Source organism: Janthinobacterium sp. HH106 (genome assembly GCF_001758725.1).
Taxonomy (GTDB): Bacteria; Pseudomonadota; Gammaproteobacteria; order Burkholderiales; family Burkholderiaceae_D; genus Janthinobacterium.
Window position 1 is genome coordinate 13746 of record NZ_LRIC01000031.1, and the last position, 18181, is coordinate 31926.

Consider the following 18181-nt stretch of genomic DNA (forward strand, 5'->3'; position numbering starts at 1 on the left):
TTGTTTTTACCATCCTGGCATCAGCGGCATGTGCCAATTGAAATGTTTTTTGCTTTTAATCAATATTTCAATGTGGCAGCGATGATCGCGCAATCATGTGCGCTTGTCTACAAAATTGTATAAATATCAAAATTGCATCAGACGCCAGGCGAGCAGTCGGCGCAGTCCGGTGCGTGTTCCGGGTCTTTTTCCAGGTGCAGCGCCAGCTCGCGCAAGGCCGTGCGCACGCCTTCCTCGATGACGGGGTGGTAGAACGGCATGTCGAGCATGGCGGGCACCGTCAGCTGCGCCTGGCAGGCCCAGGCCAGCAAGTGGCCCAGGTGTTCCGCCCGTGGGCCGATCAGCTCGGCGCCGAGAAAGCGCTTGCTGCCGAATTCCGCATACACGCGCAACATGCCTTGGTTTTGCAGCATGACGCGGCTGCGGCCCTGGTTGCCGAACGACACGGCACCGACGGCAAAGCGGCCCGCGTGACTGACGCACAATTGCTGGTAGGTGGCGCCCACGGTGGCGATCTGCGGCTCCGTGAAAGCGATCGCCAGCGGCGTGCGGCGCAAGCCAGGTTTGACGTCGGGAAAGCGCGCCGCGTTGTCACCCGCTATGCGGCCCTCGTCGGCCGCTTCGGGCAGCAGCGGCAAGGCGTTGTCGGCATCGCCCGCGATGAAGATGGCGCTGGTGCCGCACTGCATGGTGTGTGTATCATGCAGAGGGATGCCGTGGCGGTCGAGCTCGATTTGCGCCGTGTCCAGGCCGATCTTGTCCACGTTCGGACGGCGGCCGATGGCGGCCAGCACGTACTCGAACTGCTCGGTTTTTTCCTGACCCGCATCATCGCGGCTGGTCAGCGCGATGCCGCCGCCGTCCGGCGTTGTTGCCATGTGCGCGACCTGGGTCATGAAACGGATATCGATTTCGCGCGCCAGCACGGCATCGGCCTCCCGCAGCACCAGCGGGTCCGTCAGCTGCGCGACTTTATTGCCGCGCGCAAACAAGGTCACGCGCACGCCCAGCCGCGCCAGCGCCTGGCCCAGTTCCAGACCGATGACGCCGCTGCCGACCACGGCGACTGACTTTGGCAAGTCCGTCCATTCGAACACGGCGTCGCTCGTGATGACGCGCTCGCCCGCCGCCTGCCACTCGGGCGGCACGATGGGCGTGGAACCGGTGGCGATCACCACGCTGGCCGCTTCGACAAGCGTATGTTCGTCGACCTGCAGCTTGGCCGGCGCAATGAAGCGGGCGTGGCCGCGCAGTTTTTCTTCCTCGGGGATGGCGTTGACGCCGTCGAGCACGAAGCCGACAAAACGGTCGCGCTCGCTGCGCACCCGGGCCATCACTTGCCGGCCGTCGATGCGCACGGGGCCCGGATGCACGCCAAAAGCGGGCGCGGCGGCCACCGCATGGGCCGCCTCGGCCGCCGCGATCAGGAGTTTGCTGGGCATGCAGCCGACCCTGGCGCACGTCGTGCCGTACGGCCCGCTTTCGATCATCAGCACGCGCTTGCCCTGCATGCGCGCGGCCTTGTGCGCCGTCATGCCGGCCGTGCCGCTGCCGATCACGGCTACATCCACTTGTATCGTTTTCATCGTGCTACTTATCTCCGCGTCAGATTGCTCACAGCGTTCGATACTACCCGTTTGCCGAAAATAAGGTTTTACTTTGCTGCAATATGTGTATTAGTATAACTAATCAATTTTAAAATTTATAAGCTGAGCTAATGGGATCACTCGATTATCGCGCGCTGGCCGTGCTGGACGCCGTGGCCAGCCATGGCAGTTTCGACAAGGCCGCCCTGGCCCTGGGCATCACCCAGTCGGCCGTCTCGCAGCGCATCAAGGCGCTGGAAGACGCCAGCGGGCGCTTGCTGATCATCCGTGGCCAGCCAGCCGTGCCGACGGGCCTGGGCCAGCGATTGATCGTGCATCACCGCAACGTCAAGCTGATGGAAGCATCGCTCGACATCGACCTGGGCAACAGCGTCAGCATGCCGGAAATCGCCATCGCCATCGATGCCGACAGCCTGGCCACGTGGTTCCCCGACACCTTGTCCGCCCTGCTGGCGCCACCCCGCTGCCAACTCGACGTGCGCCTGGCCGACAGCGACAGCGCCCTGCAGATGGTGCGCGACGGCTCCGTGTTTGGCTGCGTGGCGGCCGAGTCCGGCACAGCGCTCGACGCGGCGGCGGCCACCAGCGTCACGCCGCTGGGCACCTTGCGCTATGTCTGCGTGGCCACGCCCGTGTTTGCGGGTCACTGGTTCGGCGATGGTTTTATTGCCGAGGCCGTGCAACTGGCGCCGGCCGTCGTGGGCCAGCACGGCTTGCTGGCGCGTTTCCTCGCTGAACAATTGAGCATGCGTGAACCGTTTCCGCACCATACCTTGCCGGTCGAAGCGGCGCGCCGCGCCTGCGTGCTCGATGGCCTGGCCTACGGCCTGATGCCGCAGCGCCTGGCCGCGCAGGCGCTGGCGACGGACCGGCTGGTCGACCTGCTGCCGGGCAGCACCCTGGATGTGCCGCTGAGCTGGCACGCGTGGACCCTGGACACGCCGTTTACCAAGCTGTTGTCGGAACAGATCGTCAAATCGGCGCGCGATTACCTGCAGTAATTTAAATATCGAGCGGGTCCACTTCCAGCGACCATTTCACGCGCGTCTTCATGGCGCGCAACTCCGCTAACCATTCCTTCAGGAACGCCTGCAAGGCCGGCCGCGAAGGCGATTCGAGCAGCAGCTGGGCGCGGTCCACGTTGTAGACGCGCGTCATGCTCATGGGAATCGGGTCGTTGATGGTCACCTGCGGGTGTTCCATGCACTCTTTCGCCGCCTGCAGGAATTCGATGGCCGTGGCCAGCTCGGGCGCCTCGGCGCGCAGCAGGGCCTGGAACAGATACGGCGGCAGCGCCGCCTGGGCCCGCTCTTCCAGCAAGGTCGTGGCGAAGTGATCGTAATCGTGGTTGACGACGGCGTCGTACAGCGGATGACGCGCATAGCGCGTCTGGATCAGCACTTCACTGACGCTGCCCCCTTCCGTCTGCGCGGCCCGCCCGGCCCGGCCCGCCACCTGCATCAGCTGGGCGAACAGGCGTTCGCTGGCCCGGTAATCCTGGGAAAACAGGGCCGTGTCCGGGTTCAGGATGCCGACCAGGGTCAGCTTTTTGAAATCGTGGCCCTTGGCCACCATCTGCGTGCCGATCAGGATATCGACTTCGCCCCGGTGCACGGTGTCGAACGCTTCCTGCGCACTGCCCTTCTTGCGCGTGGAATCGGCGTCGATGCGCAAAATGCGCGCCTCGGGAAACAGTTGCTGCAAGCCCTCTTCCACGCGCTGCGTGCCCCGTCCCAGCGGCTGCAAGTCGACGTTGCCGCACGTGGGGCAATGGCGGGGAATGCGCAATTCCAGGCTGCAATGGTGGCAGCGCAAGCGGTGCTCGGGCTTGTGCAGCACCATGAACGAAGTGCAGCGCGTGCAATTGCTGATCCAGCCGCACGATTCGCAGCAGATCACGGGCGAATAGCCGCGCCGGTTCAGGAACAGCAGCGACTGCTCCCCGCGCTCCATGCGCAGTTTTAATGCGGCGACCAGATGCGAGGTCAGGCCGTCTTTCGGCTTGTCGCGCTCCATGTCGAGGATCTTGACGCGCGGCAAGACCGCATTTTTGACGGCCCGCTCGCGCAATTCCAGCTTGCGGTAGCGCCCCGTCTGCGCGTGGTGCCAGCTTTCCAGCGACGGCGTGGCCGAACCGAGCACGATGGGAATCTGCAATTGCCAGGCGCGCCACACGGCCAGGTCGCGCGCGGAATAACGCAAGCCTTCCTGCTGCTTGTAGGAAGGATCGTGCTCTTCGTCGATGACGATCAGTTTGAGTTTCGGCAAGGACGCCAGGATGGCCAAGCGCGTGCCGAGCACGATGCGCGCCTGGCCCTGGTGCGCGGCCAGCCAGTGCAGCATGCGCTCGCCTTCGGACAGGCTGCTATGCAAAGTGGCCAGCATGACGCCGGGAAAGCGCGCGCGGATATTGCCTTCCAGCTGGGGCGTCAGGTTGATTTCCGGCACTAAAATCAGGATTTGTGCATCGTCCTCGCGCGCCAGCACCTGGGCGCACGCCTGCAGATACACTTCCGTCTTGCCGCTGCCCGTCACGCCGTACAGCAGGGTCGGCTTGAAACCCTGCGCGCCGCCGATGGCGTCCGCCGCCTCTTGCTGGGCGGCATTGAGCGCCGGCATGTTCAGCGGCGTGCCGTCATGCGCATCGGCCAGCTTGGCCAGCTTCTTGATGGCGCGGTCGAGCGCCACGGTGGTGAGCACGCGCAAATTCTTCGGTAAACCCGGCAAGGCCACTTCACCGAGCGGGCGCTGGTAGTAATCGGCGGCGAAGGCGGCCAGCGCCAGCCACTGTTCCGACAGCGGCGCCAGCTGGCTGCGCACGGCCAGCACGTCCTTCAATTTCGCGGCGGGCACATCGGTGCTGTCGGACACGCCGACGATCAGCCCCATCACTTCGCGCCGGCCGAATGACACCAGCGCCAGCTGCCCCACTTGCGGCAGCGGCACGGCAGCGCCCGTATCCGCCGCCGCTGTCCAGCGGTAGTCGAACAAGGCGTTCAAGGGCGTGTCGAGCGCGATTTTCAGGATGCACGACGTCAAAATGCACTGCGACATGGGGGTAGGGCCTATCTCAATAAAAAAACGCGCCGCAGGGGCGATGGCGCGGCGGGATGTCCGGCATCAAGCCAGCGGGCCATGATACTTGTTTCATCCGTCAAACGCCTAACGACGGACGGGACGGCGTGCTCTCGTGCCTGAAGAAAATTCTGTGGATAACTTTGTGGACAAAGCAAAATTAACTTTCAGAAAAATGTGGACATAAAATTTCGACTGCCGTCAAGAGCGGCACGCAAGAAAAATTAATCATTTAAAATCAATGGCTTAAAAATTGATGCCCGGGCGGTCACAAATCCACAGGGCATTTCCGCCGCTGTGCATAACTGAGCCATTTGTAATGTATTTATACAGAAATCGGCACCATTTTGAGGCGTCCGATCGGCAAAAACGCGGACGGCATGCAGCAAAATTGACAATTGCCGGGCAAGCGTTCGTTTTTACCTGACGGACGGCGAAACATTGTTCAATTATCATGCACTGCAACATGCACTTCAGGTGAAACCTGAACATCGGCGCTAAGTATCGGTTAACAAAATACTTTTCAATTTTATCCACAGAATCTGTTGATAACTTTGTGGACAATGAAGGAATAAGGCAAGCGGACGAAAGAATAACCTTATCAATAGCAACAAAGTCCGCTAGTCAATGAATTTTTTATTCCTTAATAATCAATCACTTGCAAATCCCCCCCGGGCATGGCTTTGACACTGCCTCTTATTTCCGCAGCAAAAAAAATTGTGCATAAGTCGGTATGTCTTGCTAAGGCGCAGCAAAGAAAAAGGCAGGCTTCCGTTGGAAAGCCTGCCTTTTCTGCCCCTGCACCAGGGGAAAATGACGATTTACTGGCCGCTGCGCATGGCGCGGCTCATGCTGTGCACGGCGTCCACCATCGCTGCCACGGATTCCGGCGGCGTGAACTGGGAAATGCCATGGCCCAAGTTGAACACGTGGCCCGTACCTGCCGATGGCGCGCCAAAGGCGTTGAGCACTTTCGCCACTTCGGCACGGATCTGCTCGGGGCTGGCGAACAGGATGGCCGGGTCGAGGTTGCCCTGCAAGCCCACTTTATGACCGACCAGCTGGCGCGCGCGCGTCAGGTTGACGGTCCAGTCCAGGCCCACGGCATCGGCGCCGATGTCGGCGATCTGCTCGATCCACTGGCCGCCGCCCTTGGTAAACACGATGGCGGGAATCTTGACGCCATCCTTGTCGCGTTTCAGCTGCGCCACCACTTGCTGCATGTAGGCCAGCGAGAATTCCTGGTAGGCGCCATCGGCCAGCGCACCGCCCCAGGAATCGAAAATCATCACGGCTTGCGCGCCGGCGTCGATCTGCGCATTCAGGTACTGCGCCACGGACGTGGCGTTGATCGCCAGGATGTGGTGCATCAGGTCAGGGCGGTTGTACAGCATCTTCTTGATGGTATGGAACTCTTTCGAGCCGCCGCCTTCCACCATGTAGCACGCCAGGGTCCACGGGCTGCCGGAAAAACCGATCAGCGGCACACGGCCATTGAGTTCCGTGCGGATTTGCGTGACGGCCTTGAAGACATAGTCGAGCGATGCCAGGTCCGGCACTTGCAAGGCCTTCACGTCCTGCTCCGTGCGCAGCGGGCGCTCGAACTTCGGGCCTTCGCCATCGGCGAAATACAGGCCCAGGCCCATGGCGTCCGGCACCGTCAGAATGTCCGAAAACAAAATCGCCGCGTCGAGCGGGAAACGCTCCAGGGGCTGCAAGGTCACTTCCGTTGCGTAATCGGGATTCTTCGCCAGGCCCAGGAAGGAGCCGGCCCGCTCGCGCGTGGCGCGGTATTCGGGCAGGTAGCGGCCTGCCTGGCGCATCAGCCAGACAGGAGTGTGCTCGGTCGGCTGGCGCAGCAGGGCGCGCAGGAAAGTGTCATTCTGGAGCGGAGCAAATTGTGGCATGGCAGGCAATCGAGCTTGGAGAAGCGGTATTATCGCATCCAATCGCCGCCATTTCATTGATTCCGGTGCCGCTTTGCAGCATTTGCCACGCACAGCGATGACTTTCGTTGTGCCTGCCCTTCCATTATGATGATGAACGCCGCCGCGCTGCCTGACGCCGCCTGGAGGCCCCTCTACCCACCACGACACGGAGCCCGCATGACCTCGACCGCATCCAGCACCCCTTATGGCATTTGGCCATCGCCGATCAGCGCGGCCATCGTCGCCGCCGGCGCCTCGCCGCTGACGCAGCTGGCCCTGGGAGGAGCGGATGGCGCCGACGTGTTCTGGCTGGCCGGGCGCGCCAGCGAGGCGGGCCGCAACACCCTGCTGCGCCAGCGCGGCGCGCGTGTCGATGAACTCACGCCAGCGCCGTTCAATGTGCGCACCCGCGTGCATGAATACGGCGGCGGCGCGTATGCGGTGGCCGGCAATACCGTGTATTTCTCGCATTTCGCCGACAATTGCCTGTACCGCGTGGCCGGCGACGCCGCGCCCGAAGCGTTCACCACGGGCGGCAATACGCGCCACGCGGACTTCGTCGTCGATGCGGCCCGTGCCCGCCTGATCGCCGTGCGCGAACAGCATCCGGCAGAGGGCCATGCGCAGCCGGAAAACTGCCTGGCGGCCGTCGGCTTCGACGGGCACGAAACGGTGCTGGCGCGCGGCCACGATTTTTATGCGGCGCCGCGTTTGTCGCCGGACGGTAGCCAGCTCGCCTGGATCAGCTGGGACCACCCGCGCCTGCCGTGGCAAGGCACGGAACTGTGGCTGGCCGACGTGCAGGCGGACGGCAGTCTCGGTTCGCCCCGCCTGATCGCCGGCGGTGCGCGCGAGTCGATTTGCCAGCCGGAATGGTCGCCGAGCGGCTTGCTGCACTTCGTTTCCGACAGCAGCGGCTGGTGGAATCTGTACCGCCTGCATGGCGCCGACATCGAGGCGCTGTGCCCGATGGAAGCGGAATTTGCCACGCCGCACTGGACCTTCGGCGGCAGCATGTACGATTTTCTTTCCGACGCCGAGATCGTCTGCACGTATATCCAGTCCGGCATCAGCTACCTGGCGCAGCTGAACGTGACGGCGGCCAAGCTGGAACCGATACCGCACCCGTACCAGGAAATCCGCGAACTGCGCGTGGGGCCCGGCTTCGTCGCGCTGCTCGGCGGCAGTCCCACCATCGCGCTGGAACTGGCGCGCATTGACCTGTCGAACCATGAACTGGAAGTGCTGGCGCAGTCGATCACGGCCTTGCCCGCGCTGGCGTACCTGTCCGTGCCGCGCAGCTTGAGTTTTACCAGCAGCAATGGCCGCACGGCGCACGCCTTCTTTTATCCGCCGAAAAATGACGACGTGCAGGCGCCCCAGGGAACATTACCCCCCGTCATCGTCATCAGCCATGGCGGCCCCACGAGCATGGCCAGCAATACCTTGAAGCTGGCGACGCAGTACTGGACCAGCCGCGGCATCGGCGTGCTCGACGTCAATTACGGCGGCAGCAGCGGTTTCGGCCGCGAATACCGCGACGCGCTGCGCGGTCAGTGGGGCATCGTCGACGTGGAAGACTGCATCGCCGGCGCCCGCTACCTGGCCGCCGAGGGCCTGGCCGACCCCGAGCGCCTGATTATCCGCGGCGGCAGCGCGGGCGGCCTGACGACCCTGTGCGCGCTGACCTTCCACGACGTCTTCAAGGCCGGCGCCAGCTACTATGGCGTGTCCGACCTGAAGGGTCTGGACGACGATTCGCACAAGTTCGAATCGCGCTACACCGATTACCTGATCGCCCCCCAGCCGCAAGCCGAGGCGCTGTACCGCGAGCGCTCGCCCATCCACCATACGGATAAACTGTCGCGCCCGATGATCTTCTTCCAGGGCCTCGATGACAAGGTGGTGCCGCCGCAGCAGTCGCAGCTGATGGTCGACGCCCTGCAGGCGCGCGGCGTGCCCGTCGCCTACGTGCCGCTCGAAGGCGAGGGCCACGGCTTCCGCAAGGCGGAAAACATCGTGCGCACCCTCGACGCGGAACTGTATTTCTACCAGCGCGTATTCGGCCTGCCCGTGACGGCCGGCGAGCCGCCCGTGCATATCGCCAATTTACCCGCATGAGCGAACCGAATGTAGAGCAACATCTGCTGGACGAGTTCGCCGCCCTGGAGCAGCACGAACAGATGATCCTGGCCTTGCTGGCCATCGCGGGCGAACCCGTGGGCAAGCATGCCGTGTATGAACACTTGCAGCGCGCCAATGTCGTCGAGCCGGACGGCACGCCGTTTGCCCTGCTCACCGTCACGGGCATGCTGCAGCATTTGACGCGGCACGCGCTGGCGTCCGAAGTGGTGGGACGGGGCTATGCCTGCGAAGCGAAGCTGCGCTGGCCCGCCATGCGCGCCGCCATCGAGCACCTGGTGTTCCGCGACCTGTGCCAGGCCATCGAGCTCATCAACCCCGTGCGGCGCAACTGGGATGGCTATGTGGAATTGCGCAGCTACCGGCAAGGCGTGGCGCGCCTGCGCATCGCCCTCTTGCGCAATGACGAGGTGCGCCACGTGGCCGCCATCCTGGCCGCCTGCATGGCGTGCTATGAAGCGCAGCAGCTGCATCCGCTGATCGAGATCTTCGGCCGGCCGTTCGAGCCGGAAATGCTGTCTTTCGTCATGCCGCAACTGCAGGACGACATCCTCGCCGTGCTGCTGGGCAACGCCCCGCGCGAACCGGCCACGGCGCACGCCATCCGTACCTACGCGCGCGCGCACCACGCGCGCCAGGCGGCCGCCGGCGACCACATCGGCGCCGCCCTGCCGCTGGCCTTGGCCGAAGACGCCCTGCTGTGCGGCGAACTCGACGCGGCCGCGCGCTACCTGGCGGGCCAGCAGGGGCCGCAGGCACTGTTTGTCGACAGCAGCATCGCCCTGTTGCGCGGCGAACATGCCCACGCCGTGGCGGGCTTTGAAACGGCCCTGAAAGGGTTGCGCAAGGAAACGGGCAAGCGCAAGCTGTGCTTTACGGGCATCGGCGGCCACCTGTACGTGCTGGCCCTGCTGCGCGGCAACGATGCCAAGCTGCTGAAAAGCGCGGAGACCTACCTCGATATCGCGCTGCATGCGCAACCGAACCACGACAGCATCGTCTACCAGCAACTGAACACCTTGCGCCTGGTGCGCGCCGGCGTGCTGCAAGCCGATGCGATCCCCACGCGCAGCTGGGAAACGGGACTGCAGGCGCAGCTGTTCCAGGCCTTGCTGTACTACTGGCTGGCCCTGCCGCAATTGAGCGGGCGCAAGGATCAACTGCGCCTGTTGGTGCAGCAAGCGGACGCGGCCGGCTACGACCTGATTGCCGCGCAGGCGGCCGGCTTGCTGGGCTTGCTGGGCGAGCCGCAGCAGGAGCGTTATGCCACGGCCAAGCGCGCGCAACACGGTCTGACGGACATGGCGCCGTGGTTCGAGCGCCAGGAAGCGTGGCAGCGCCAGCTGAGCGCCCTGATCAACCTGCAGCAGAACGCGCCCGCCGAAGCGCTGGGCGGCGTCTCGCGCCTCGTGTGGCTGGTGGCGTTCGACCCGCGCTTCGGCCTGACGGCCGTGGAAGTGCGCGAGCAGAAACGCGACGCGCGGGGCGGCTGGAGCAAGGGCCGCGCCATGGGCCTCAAGCGCCTGGCCGAAGAGGCGGGCGACATCGATTTCCTCACGCCGCAAGACGCGCGCGCGGCCGGCAGCATCGCGCCGTTCAAACAATATTATTCGTCGGCGCCGCGCTATGAAATCGAGCTGGACAAGGCTGCCGTGCTGCTGGTGGGCCACCCGCTCGTCTTCTGGCTCGATCACCCCGACACGCGCGTGGAACTGATCGCCGGCGCGCCCGAACTCCTGATCAAGTCGCACGAGGGACAGCTGTGGCTGGGCATGCAGCCGCCGCTGCCCGACAACGGCGGCAACGTCGTGGTGCAGAAGGAAACGCCGACGCGCTTGCGCGTGGTGCACATCCTCGACGAGCACCGGCGCATCGGCGCCATCGTGGGTCTGGGCTTGTCCGTGCCCCTGCATGCGGAAAAACAGGTGATGCAGGCCATCGGCGCCATCTCGTCCATGGTCACCGTGCAGTCCGACATCGGCGGCGGCGCCGGCGACGCGGAAGTCATCACGGCCGACCACCGCCTGCACGTGCATTTGCTGCCCTACCAGCAGGGGTTGAAGATGCAAATTCTCGTGCGCCCGCTGCTCGACAACGGCGCCTATTACGCACCGGGCAGCGGCGCCGAAAGCGTGTTTGCCGATGTGGCGGGCCGGGCCGTGCAAGCGCGGCGCGACCTGAATGCGGAACGCGAAGCGCAGCGCCAGCTGATCGGAAAATGTCTGGTGCTGGAAGAGGCGGAAGAAGAGCATGGCGAATGGCTGCTGGGCCAGCCAGCGCTGGGCCTGCAATTGCTGGTGGAGCTGCAATCGCTCGACCCCGCCGGCATGGTCTTGGCCTGGCCCGAAGGCGAAACCATGCGCGTGTCGAAACGCATCGACAGCGGCCAGATGCGCTTGAATATCAAGAGTGAAAAAGACTGGTTTGCCGCCAGCGGCGAAGTGCAGATCGATGAAGACAAGGTGATGGATTTGCGCGCCCTGCTCGATTTGATGCAGAACAATAAAAGCCGCTTCGTGGCCCTGGGCGACAACCAGTTCCTCGCCCTCAGCGACGAGCTGCACCGCCGCCTGTCGGAACTGGCCGCGTATGGCGAATCGCATGCCGATGGCGTGCACATCCACCCGCTGGCCGCGTTTGCGCTGGAAGAGCTGGCCAACGATGCGGGCGGCGTGAAGGCCGACAAACTATGGCGCGAACACTTGCTGCGCCTGCGCGCGCTCGACGACTATCAACCGCAGCTGCCCAGCACCCTGCAGGCGGACTTGCGCGACTACCAGCTGGCCGGCTACCAATGGCTGGCGCGCCTGGCGCACTGGGGCGTGGGCGCCTGCCTGGCCGACGACATGGGACTCGGCAAGACTTTGCAGGCGCTGGCGCTGATCCTCGCGCGCGCGCCGAACGGCCCCACCCTCGTCGTCGCCCCCACGTCCGTGTGCATGAACTGGATCAGCGAAGCGCAGCGCTTCGCGCCCACCTTGAACGTCAAACTGTTCGGCAGCGGCGACCGGGCCGACATGCTCGACACCCTGCAGCCGTTCGACGTGGTGGTGGCCAGCTATGGCTTGCTGCAGCAGGAAGCCGCCATGTTTGCCGGCGTGCGCTGGCATACGATCGTGCTCGACGAAGCGCAGGCGATCAAGAATGGCGCCACCAAGCGCTCGCAAGCCGTGATGGCCCTGCAAGGCGATTTCCGCATGGTGGCCAGCGGCACGCCGCTGGAAAACCACCTGGGCGAACTGTGGAATCTGTTCCGTTTTATTAACCCGGGCTTGCTGGGCACCCTGGACCAGTTCAATTTGCGCTTTGCGGGACCGATCGAAAAGGATCAGGACAAGCGGGCGGCGGCCGGCGCGCGCCTGCGGCTGCGCCGCCTGATCGCGCCGTTCATCCTGCGCCGGACAAAAACGCAAGTGCTGTCGGAATTGCCGTCACGCACGGAAATCGTGCTGGAAGTGGAATTGTCGCCGCAGGAAACGGCGCTGTACGAATCCTTGCGCCGCGAAGCGCTGGAAAAGCTGGCCATGGTGGAAGGACCGGCCTCGAAAAAGGCCATCCAGATCCTGGCCGAGATCATGAAACTGCGCCGCGCCTGCTGCAATCCGCAACTGGTGGCGCCGGAACTGGGCCTGGCCAGCAGCAAGCTGGCCGCCTTCGCCGAGCTGCTTTCGGGCTTGCTGGAAAACCGCCACAAGGTGCTCGTCTTCAGCCAGTTCGTCGACCATTTGACACTCATCCGCAAGCACCTGGAGCAGCATGGCGTCAGCTATCAGTGTCTCGACGGCAGCACGCCCATGCAGGAGCGCAAGCGCCGGGTCGACGCCTTCCAGGCGGGCGATGGCGACGTCTTCCTGATCAGCCTGAAGGCGGGCGGCATGGGCATCAACCTGACGGCGGCCGATTACGTGATCCACATGGACCCGTGGTGGAACCCGGCCGTGGAAGACCAGGCCTCGGACCGCGCCCACCGCATGGGGCAATTGCGCCCCGTTACCATTTACCGGCTGGTGGCGAAACACACGATCGAGGAAGGCATCGTCGAATTGCACCAGCACAAGCGCGACCTGGCCGACAGTCTGCTGGAAGGCAGCGATGCGGCCGCGCGCATGTCGGCCAGTGACATGCTGGGCATGCTACAGGAAGGGCTGAAGCGATGAGCTTGAAAAAATGCACGGGGAAGCCGCGTTCCATGCGATGATCGTTTTTCCCTGTTTTGATGCCACGCCATGACCGACTATATCGCCACCAGCGCCGGCCAGCGCGCCACCTTTTTGTGCGGCAAATCCTGGACCGCTTATGTCAGCACTTTCATCATCGCCGTGCTGCTGTTCTTTGCCGCCCTGCCGCTGGCCTTCAAGTACAACGCGCGCGCCGCCTTCGTCGTGCTGATCGGCTCGGCGCTGATCGTCGGCTACCGCCTGCTGACCATCCGCAGCTATCAGCTGTACTACGACGAGGCGGGCGTGTGGCTGGCGTCCGGCATCTTGCCGTGGAAAAAGAAACTGACGGGCGTCAAATGGCGCGACATGGATGAAGCCGTCTATGAAACCAACTTCTGGAGCTGGCTGTTCCAGTCCTATACGGTAAGAGTCCGCCAGCGCTACACGCAGGAAACGGAAATCCACGCCACCGGCATGGCGCGCGGCAAGGATGCCGTGGCGGCCATCAATGCGCGCCACCAGGACCTGCTGCGCGGCAGCGCCATCGTCGTCTAGCGCCGCGCGCTCCCGGCGCAAAAAACTGCGCAGCGGCGGCAATTAATGCTAATCTTTGGGCCGCCCAGGCAAGCAAGGCCAACCTTTCAATAGTTGTTTGTTACTTATATTATCAGTTTATTATTTTCTGATACTGACAGACAGCAAAATATTCAAGAGATAAACTATGCTGATCAAAAATAAAGTTGTGCTCGCCGCATTGATGATGGCTTTTACCCTGACACCAGCCAGCGCCGCCAAGAAACCGCAGAAGCAAGGCAAGGCCGGCACCAGCAGCAGCAAGAAAAAAACCGTCGGCAAGAAGGCAGCCGTCGTCACGGCAGCCACGGTCGCCGCCGTCGCCAGCGAGAACAGCAGCGACCGCTCCATGAATAACCTCAGCGGCCAGTTCCTCACGGCCCTGTGGCGCCTGGACCCGGAAAGCGCGATTTCGGTCGGCAAGTACGATGGCGCCGCCAACCTGAGCATTCCCGACGCGGCCAGCCGCCAGAAGCAGCTGGCCTTCATCGAAGAATGGCTGGGCAAATTCGGCAAGCTGAATGCCGGCAAGATGTCGGACAAGCAACGCACCGACCTGGCCTTGCTGACGAATAAATTGCAGTCGGACCGCTGGTATCTGACCACCTTCCGCGAATTCGAATGGAATCCCGCCCAGTACAACGTGGCCGGCTCCATCGATTTCATCCTGAACACGGAATACGCGGCCCAGCCGCAGCGCCTGCGCACCTTGCTCAAGCGTATCGCCAGCGTGCCGCAATACTATGCGGCCGCCCGCGCCAGCATCGTCAATCCCACGCGCGAACACACGCAGCTGGCCATCGCCCAGAGCGCCGGCGTGCTCAGCGTGCTTGACGACCTGAACAAGACGGCACAGGGTTCCATCCTGACGCCGGCGGAAAAACAGCTGTACAACGCGCGCATCGCCGCGGCCCGCACGGCCGTGCAAGGCTATGCGGCCTGGCTGACGGAACAGGATGCCGCGCTGGCGCAGAACGGCAATGCGCGCTCCTTCCGCATCGGCAAAGATTTATATGAACAGAAATTCGCCTACGATATCCAGGCCAGCGTGAGCGCCGAGCAGATGTACCAGAAAGCTCTGGCCGCGCGCGAAAAGCTGCTCGAGCACATGGATAGCCTGTCCGACGAGCTGTGGGTGAAAACCATGGGCAGCACGGCCAAGCCGGCGGACCGCACGGCGAAGATCGGCATGGTGATCGACAAGCTGTCCAGCAAGCATGTGGCCCCCGCCGATTTCGTGCCGGAAATCCGCCGCCAGATCCCGGAATTGCAGGAATGGGTGACCAGCCACAACCTGCTGACGATGGACCCGAAAAAGCCCCTCGTCGTGCGTGAAACACCCGCCTACCAGCGCGGCGTGGCCGGCGCCAGCATCGAGGCGCCCGGCCCCTACCGCCCGCAGGACCGCACCTATTACAACGTGACGCCGCTCGACGGCGAAACGCCGGAACAGGCGGAAAGCAGCTTGCGCGAGTACAACCACTGGATCTTGCAGATCCTGAACATCCACGAAGCCATCCCCGGCCACTACACGCAGCTCGTGTACGCGAACAAGTCGCCGTCGCTGGTCAAATCGATCTTCGGCAATGGCGCCATGATCGAAGGCTGGGCCGTGTATGGCGAGCGCATGATGCTCGAATCGGGCTATGGCAACAACGCGCCGGAAATGTGGCTGATGTATTCGAAGTGGAACTTGCGCAGCGTCACCAACACCATCCTCGACTACAGCGTGCACGTGCTGGGCATGACGGAAGCGCAAGCGCTCGACCTGCTGACGCGCCAGGCGTTCCAGACCAAGCGTGAAGCGACGGAAAAATGGCGCCGCGTGCAGTTGAGCTCGGTGCAACTGACCAGCTATTTCAGCGGCTACAGCGAAATCATGGACTTGCGCGAACAGCGCAAGCAAGCGCTGGGCAACAAGTTCGTGCTGAAGGATTTCCACGAGCAATTCCTCAGCTACGGCAGTGCCCCTGTCAAAGTCATCAAGGAATTGATGAATTAAGCGGCGCTCGCCGTCAGCTTGCAAAGGGCGCTGCGGCGCCCTTTTTGCATGCGTTTGCGCCATCGCAAACCGCCAGCGTCCCTGTCCATTAAGCTGACGGGAAGGCAGGCGCCACCGCACTCCTCACTGGCAATTGCCGATTTTTCTGCTAGGGTGAGAGTCGGGAGCGTCCATGCATATGCCCATCCAGTTCGACACCCTCGATTACGCCAAACGCCTCGCCTCGGCGGGCGTGCCCACACAGCAGGCGGAAGCCCATGCCACGGCCTTGGGCGAGGTACTGGGTTCGGCCGTCGTCGTGCATGGCGAACTGGCGGCGCTGGAGCGCAATCTGCTGGGGGAAATCAAGCTGGTGTCGCAGAACGTCGATACCAAGGTAGGCGCCCTGGAGGTGAAGATCGATACGCTGGAGCTCAGGCTCGACACCAAAATAGACGCCCTGGAGCAAAAATTCGACGCCCGCCTGGAACGCCTGGACTTGCGCCATGGCGCCGACATGAAACACGTCTACTGGATGATGAGCACCTTGATCCTGCTCAACCTGGGCATCCTCAGCAAACTGATGCTGCAGTAAGCGCGCACTCACTTTCCTGGCAACAAAAAAGCCGCTGCTCCCGGGGGAGGTCAGCGGCTTTTACTTGCGAGTATAGTAAAGCGTCTAGGACGCCTCTTCCGGCGCCTGGGTGGCCTTGACGAAGATGGGCGCCACCAGCAGGCCCAGCTCGAACAGCAGGCACATCGGGATGGCCAGCGAGAACTGGCTGACCACGTCCGGCGGCGTGACGATGGCGGCAATGACGAAGGCGCCGACGATGATGTAGGGGCGCACTTCCTTGAGTTTCGCGATGGAAACCAGCCCCATGCGCACGAGGATCACCACCACCACGGGCACTTCGAACGTGGCGCCAAAGGCCAGGCACATCGACATGACGAAATCGAGGTAGTTTTCGATATCCGGCGTCACCGCGATCGACGACGGCGAAAAGTCGCTGATGAAGTGAAACACGCGGCCAAACACAAAGAAATAGCAGAAGGCCACGCCAGCCATGAACAGCAGCGACGAGGAGATGACCAGCGGCGCGATCAAACGCTTTTCATGCGTGTACAGGCCGGGGGCGATAAACGCCCACATCTGGTACAGCACCCAGGGCAAGGCGACGATAAAGGCGATCACCAGCGTCACTTTCATCGGCACGAGGAAGGGCGAGATGACGCCGGTGGCGATCATTTTCGAGCCGGCAGGCAGCGAGGCGATCATCGGCGCGGCAATGAAATCGTAGATATGCGAAGGGCCGGGCCAGTAAAACAGCACGGCGCAGACGACGGCGATGCCGATCAACGCCTTGACCAGGCGGTTGCGCAGCTCGACCAGATGCGAGATAAAGGTTTCTTCCACCGGAGATTTGCTACTCATGAGTAAAAGGAGGAGGAACTGGCACGCGGACGGAAACGCGCCACGCGGGCGGCCGCCGACTGCACGTGCAGCTTGCCGCCATGGCGCTGCTTGTACCAGCCGGGGATGGCGGAATTGCGCACCAGTTTCTTGCGGCGGAATTCGCGCGCCTTGCGGGCCAGGTCATCGTTGGTGGCGCGCAGCATGGCTTCATGGGCGTCGTGATGCCCCTCATACGAACTGGAATCGCCGCGCCAGGCGTTTTCCACCTCGGCCAGGTTGCCGGAAATCGAATTTTCCACGCCATGCATGGATTTCTCCACACTTTGCTTGACGGAATGGGCCGCCTCCTGCACTTCCTTCTGCAGGTTTTTCAGCTCTTCCATTTCAATTTCGCGCGAGACTTCGGATTTCACCTGGTTCAGGTAGCGTTGCGCGCGGCCATACAGGGTGCCGGCCATGCGCGCCACTCTCGGCAACTTTTCAGGGCCGATGACTATCAACGCAACCACGCCGATGATGGCGATTTTAGAGAGACCGAGATCGATCATAAGCGGACAAGGCTGTTACCGGACGAGGCAAGCGCCCCGCCACGCTATCAGGACTTGCTTTTCTCTTTCGTTTCCACGTCGATGGTGCTTTTGTCGGCCACTTGCGATGGCGCAGCAGGAGGGGTATTGGCTGCCGGCGCGTCATCGTCGCCCTTGACGCCATCCTTGAAGCCTTTGACGGCCTTGCCGATATCACCGCCGATATTGCCCAGTTTCTTGGTGCCGAAGACCAGCATCACGATAACCAGAACGATCACCCAGTGCCAAATACTCAATGAACCCATCACATTCTCCTTGCGGGACGGTGCCCGAATAGCGTCAACCAATGCCGGTAGTATACACGCGAACCCGGCGCACGGCGAAATCAGTGCTGGCCGCGCCAGGGACGGGGACCGCCGTACACATGCATGTGCAGGTGATACACCTCTTGCCCACCGTTCGGGCCGCTGTTGATCATGGTCTTGAAGCCGCCGGCAGGCGTGCCATCGGCGTCATAGCTGACGGCGCAGCCAAATTCGGCGGCGAGTTTCGGCGCCAGGCGCAGCAGCTTGCCCAGCGTTTCCGTATGGCTGTCGTCGCAATCGGACAGGGTCGCCACGTGGCGCTTCGGGATCAACAGCAGATGCACGGGGGCGGCCGGGTTGATGTCCTTGAAGGCCAGCAAGTCGTCATCCTCATACACGATGGTCGAAGGAATTTGTTTTGCAGCAATCTTGCAGAAAATACAGTTATCCACGCACGCTCCAGTAG

At 62.9% G+C, this 18181-nt stretch carries 13 protein-coding genes; 6 read left to right on the top strand and 7 right to left on the bottom strand.

The window, feature by feature from the left end; all coding sequences use genetic code 11:
• Positions 1-137: 137 nt before the first annotated feature.
• Entirely contained in the window at positions 138-1586 is a 1449-nt protein-coding gene (locus tag JAB8_RS14445) for a dihydrolipoyl dehydrogenase (RefSeq protein ID WP_070290282.1), read from the bottom strand.
• Positions 1587-1717: 131 nt separating this feature from the next.
• Between JAB8_RS14445 and JAB8_RS14450 the strand changes: the two genes are divergently transcribed.
• Complete coding sequence (locus JAB8_RS14450) at positions 1718-2608, top strand: ArgP/LysG family DNA-binding transcriptional regulator (RefSeq protein ID WP_070290284.1); 891 nt, start codon at positions 1718-1720, stop codon at positions 2606-2608.
• A gap of 1 nt (position 2609) precedes the next feature.
• Here JAB8_RS14450 and JAB8_RS14455 read toward each other — a convergent pair whose 3' ends face one another.
• A complete protein-coding gene (locus JAB8_RS14455) occupies positions 2610-4661 on the bottom strand; it encodes a primosomal protein N' (protein WP_070290287.1) in 2052 nt (683 codons plus the stop codon).
• 842 nt (positions 4662-5503) lie between these two features.
• Positions 5504-6589: a uroporphyrinogen decarboxylase gene (gene hemE, locus JAB8_RS14460; protein ID WP_070290289.1), complete on the bottom strand. Its 1086-nt coding sequence runs from the start codon at positions 6587-6589 to the stop codon at positions 5504-5506.
• Between the two features lie 198 nt (positions 6590-6787).
• Between hemE and JAB8_RS14465 the strand changes: the two genes are divergently transcribed.
• The 5 genes from JAB8_RS14465 (at position 6788) to JAB8_RS14485 (ending at position 16061) form a co-directional block, all read left to right on the top strand.
• On the top strand, positions 6788-8731 hold the full coding sequence (locus JAB8_RS14465; protein ID WP_070290292.1) for a prolyl oligopeptidase family serine peptidase: 1944 nt from the start codon (positions 6788-6790) through the stop codon (positions 8729-8731).
• Entirely contained in the window at positions 8728-12909 is a 4182-nt protein-coding gene (locus tag JAB8_RS14470; RefSeq protein ID WP_070290293.1) for a DEAD/DEAH box helicase, read from the top strand. Before JAB8_RS14465 ends, JAB8_RS14470 begins: the two co-directional genes overlap by 4 nt.
• Before the next feature lie 69 nt (positions 12910-12978).
• Positions 12979-13467 (top strand): hypothetical protein, encoded by a 489-nt coding sequence (locus tag JAB8_RS14475; protein ID WP_070290296.1) that lies wholly within the window; start codon positions 12979-12981, stop codon positions 13465-13467.
• A 169-nt stretch (positions 13468-13636) separates the two neighbouring features.
• Positions 13637-15487 (top strand): DUF885 domain-containing protein, encoded by a 1851-nt coding sequence (locus JAB8_RS14480; RefSeq protein ID WP_070290373.1) that lies wholly within the window; start codon positions 13637-13639, stop codon positions 15485-15487.
• Between the two features lie 172 nt (positions 15488-15659).
• Positions 15660-16061 (top strand): hypothetical protein, encoded by a 402-nt coding sequence (locus JAB8_RS14485; RefSeq protein ID WP_139143052.1) that lies wholly within the window; start codon positions 15660-15662, stop codon positions 16059-16061.
• Positions 16062-16145: 84 nt separating this feature from the next.
• Here JAB8_RS14485 and tatC read toward each other — a convergent pair whose 3' ends face one another.
• The 4 genes from tatC to JAB8_RS14505 all read right to left on the bottom strand — a co-directional run bounded on the left by tatC (position 16146) and on the right by JAB8_RS14505 (position 18167).
• Positions 16146-16901 (bottom strand): twin-arginine translocase subunit TatC, encoded by a 756-nt coding sequence (gene tatC, locus JAB8_RS14490; RefSeq protein WP_070290300.1) that lies wholly within the window; start codon positions 16899-16901, stop codon positions 16146-16148.
• Entirely contained in the window at positions 16898-17431 is a 534-nt protein-coding gene (gene tatB / locus JAB8_RS14495) for a Sec-independent protein translocase protein TatB (protein WP_070290303.1), read from the bottom strand. The genes tatC and tatB overlap by 4 nt, the downstream gene beginning before the upstream one ends.
• 47 nt (positions 17432-17478) lie before the next feature.
• The gene (gene tatA, locus JAB8_RS14500; protein WP_046683197.1) at positions 17479-17715 is read right to left on the bottom strand and encodes a Sec-independent protein translocase subunit TatA; all 237 of its coding nucleotides are present in this window, start codon (positions 17713-17715) and stop codon (positions 17479-17481) included.
• Positions 17716-17795: 80 nt separating this feature from the next.
• A complete protein-coding gene (locus tag JAB8_RS14505; protein WP_070290305.1) occupies positions 17796-18167 on the bottom strand; it encodes a histidine triad nucleotide-binding protein in 372 nt (123 codons plus the stop codon).
• Positions 18168-18181: the final 14 nt, after the last annotated feature.

Excerpts from the sequence above, each read along its gene's own strand:
- JAB8_RS14445 (WP_070290282.1), bottom strand. The coding sequence starts at position 1,586 with ATGAAAACGATACAAGTGGATGTAGCCGTGATCGGCAGCGGCACGGCC.
- JAB8_RS14450 (WP_070290284.1), top strand. The coding sequence starts at position 1,718 with ATGGGATCACTCGATTATCGCGCGCTGGCCGTGCTGGACGCCGTGGCC.
- JAB8_RS14455 (WP_070290287.1), bottom strand. The coding sequence starts at position 4,661 with ATGTCGCAGTGCATTTTGACGTCGTGCATCCTGAAAATCGCGCTCGAC.
- hemE (WP_070290289.1), bottom strand. The coding sequence starts at position 6,589 with ATGCCACAATTTGCTCCGCTCCAGAATGACACTTTCCTGCGCGCCCTG.
- JAB8_RS14465 (WP_070290292.1), top strand. The coding sequence starts at position 6,788 with ATGACCTCGACCGCATCCAGCACCCCTTATGGCATTTGGCCATCGCCG.
- JAB8_RS14470 (WP_070290293.1), top strand. The coding sequence starts at position 8,728 with ATGAGCGAACCGAATGTAGAGCAACATCTGCTGGACGAGTTCGCCGCC.
- JAB8_RS14475 (WP_070290296.1), top strand. The coding sequence starts at position 12,979 with ATGACCGACTATATCGCCACCAGCGCCGGCCAGCGCGCCACCTTTTTG.
- JAB8_RS14485 (WP_139143052.1), top strand. The coding sequence starts at position 15,660 with ATGCATATGCCCATCCAGTTCGACACCCTCGATTACGCCAAACGCCTC.
- tatC (WP_070290300.1), bottom strand. The coding sequence starts at position 16,901 with ATGAGTAGCAAATCTCCGGTGGAAGAAACCTTTATCTCGCATCTGGTC.
- tatB (WP_070290303.1), bottom strand. The coding sequence starts at position 17,431 with ATGATCGATCTCGGTCTCTCTAAAATCGCCATCATCGGCGTGGTTGCG.
- tatA (WP_046683197.1), bottom strand. The coding sequence starts at position 17,715 with ATGGGTTCATTGAGTATTTGGCACTGGGTGATCGTTCTGGTTATCGTG.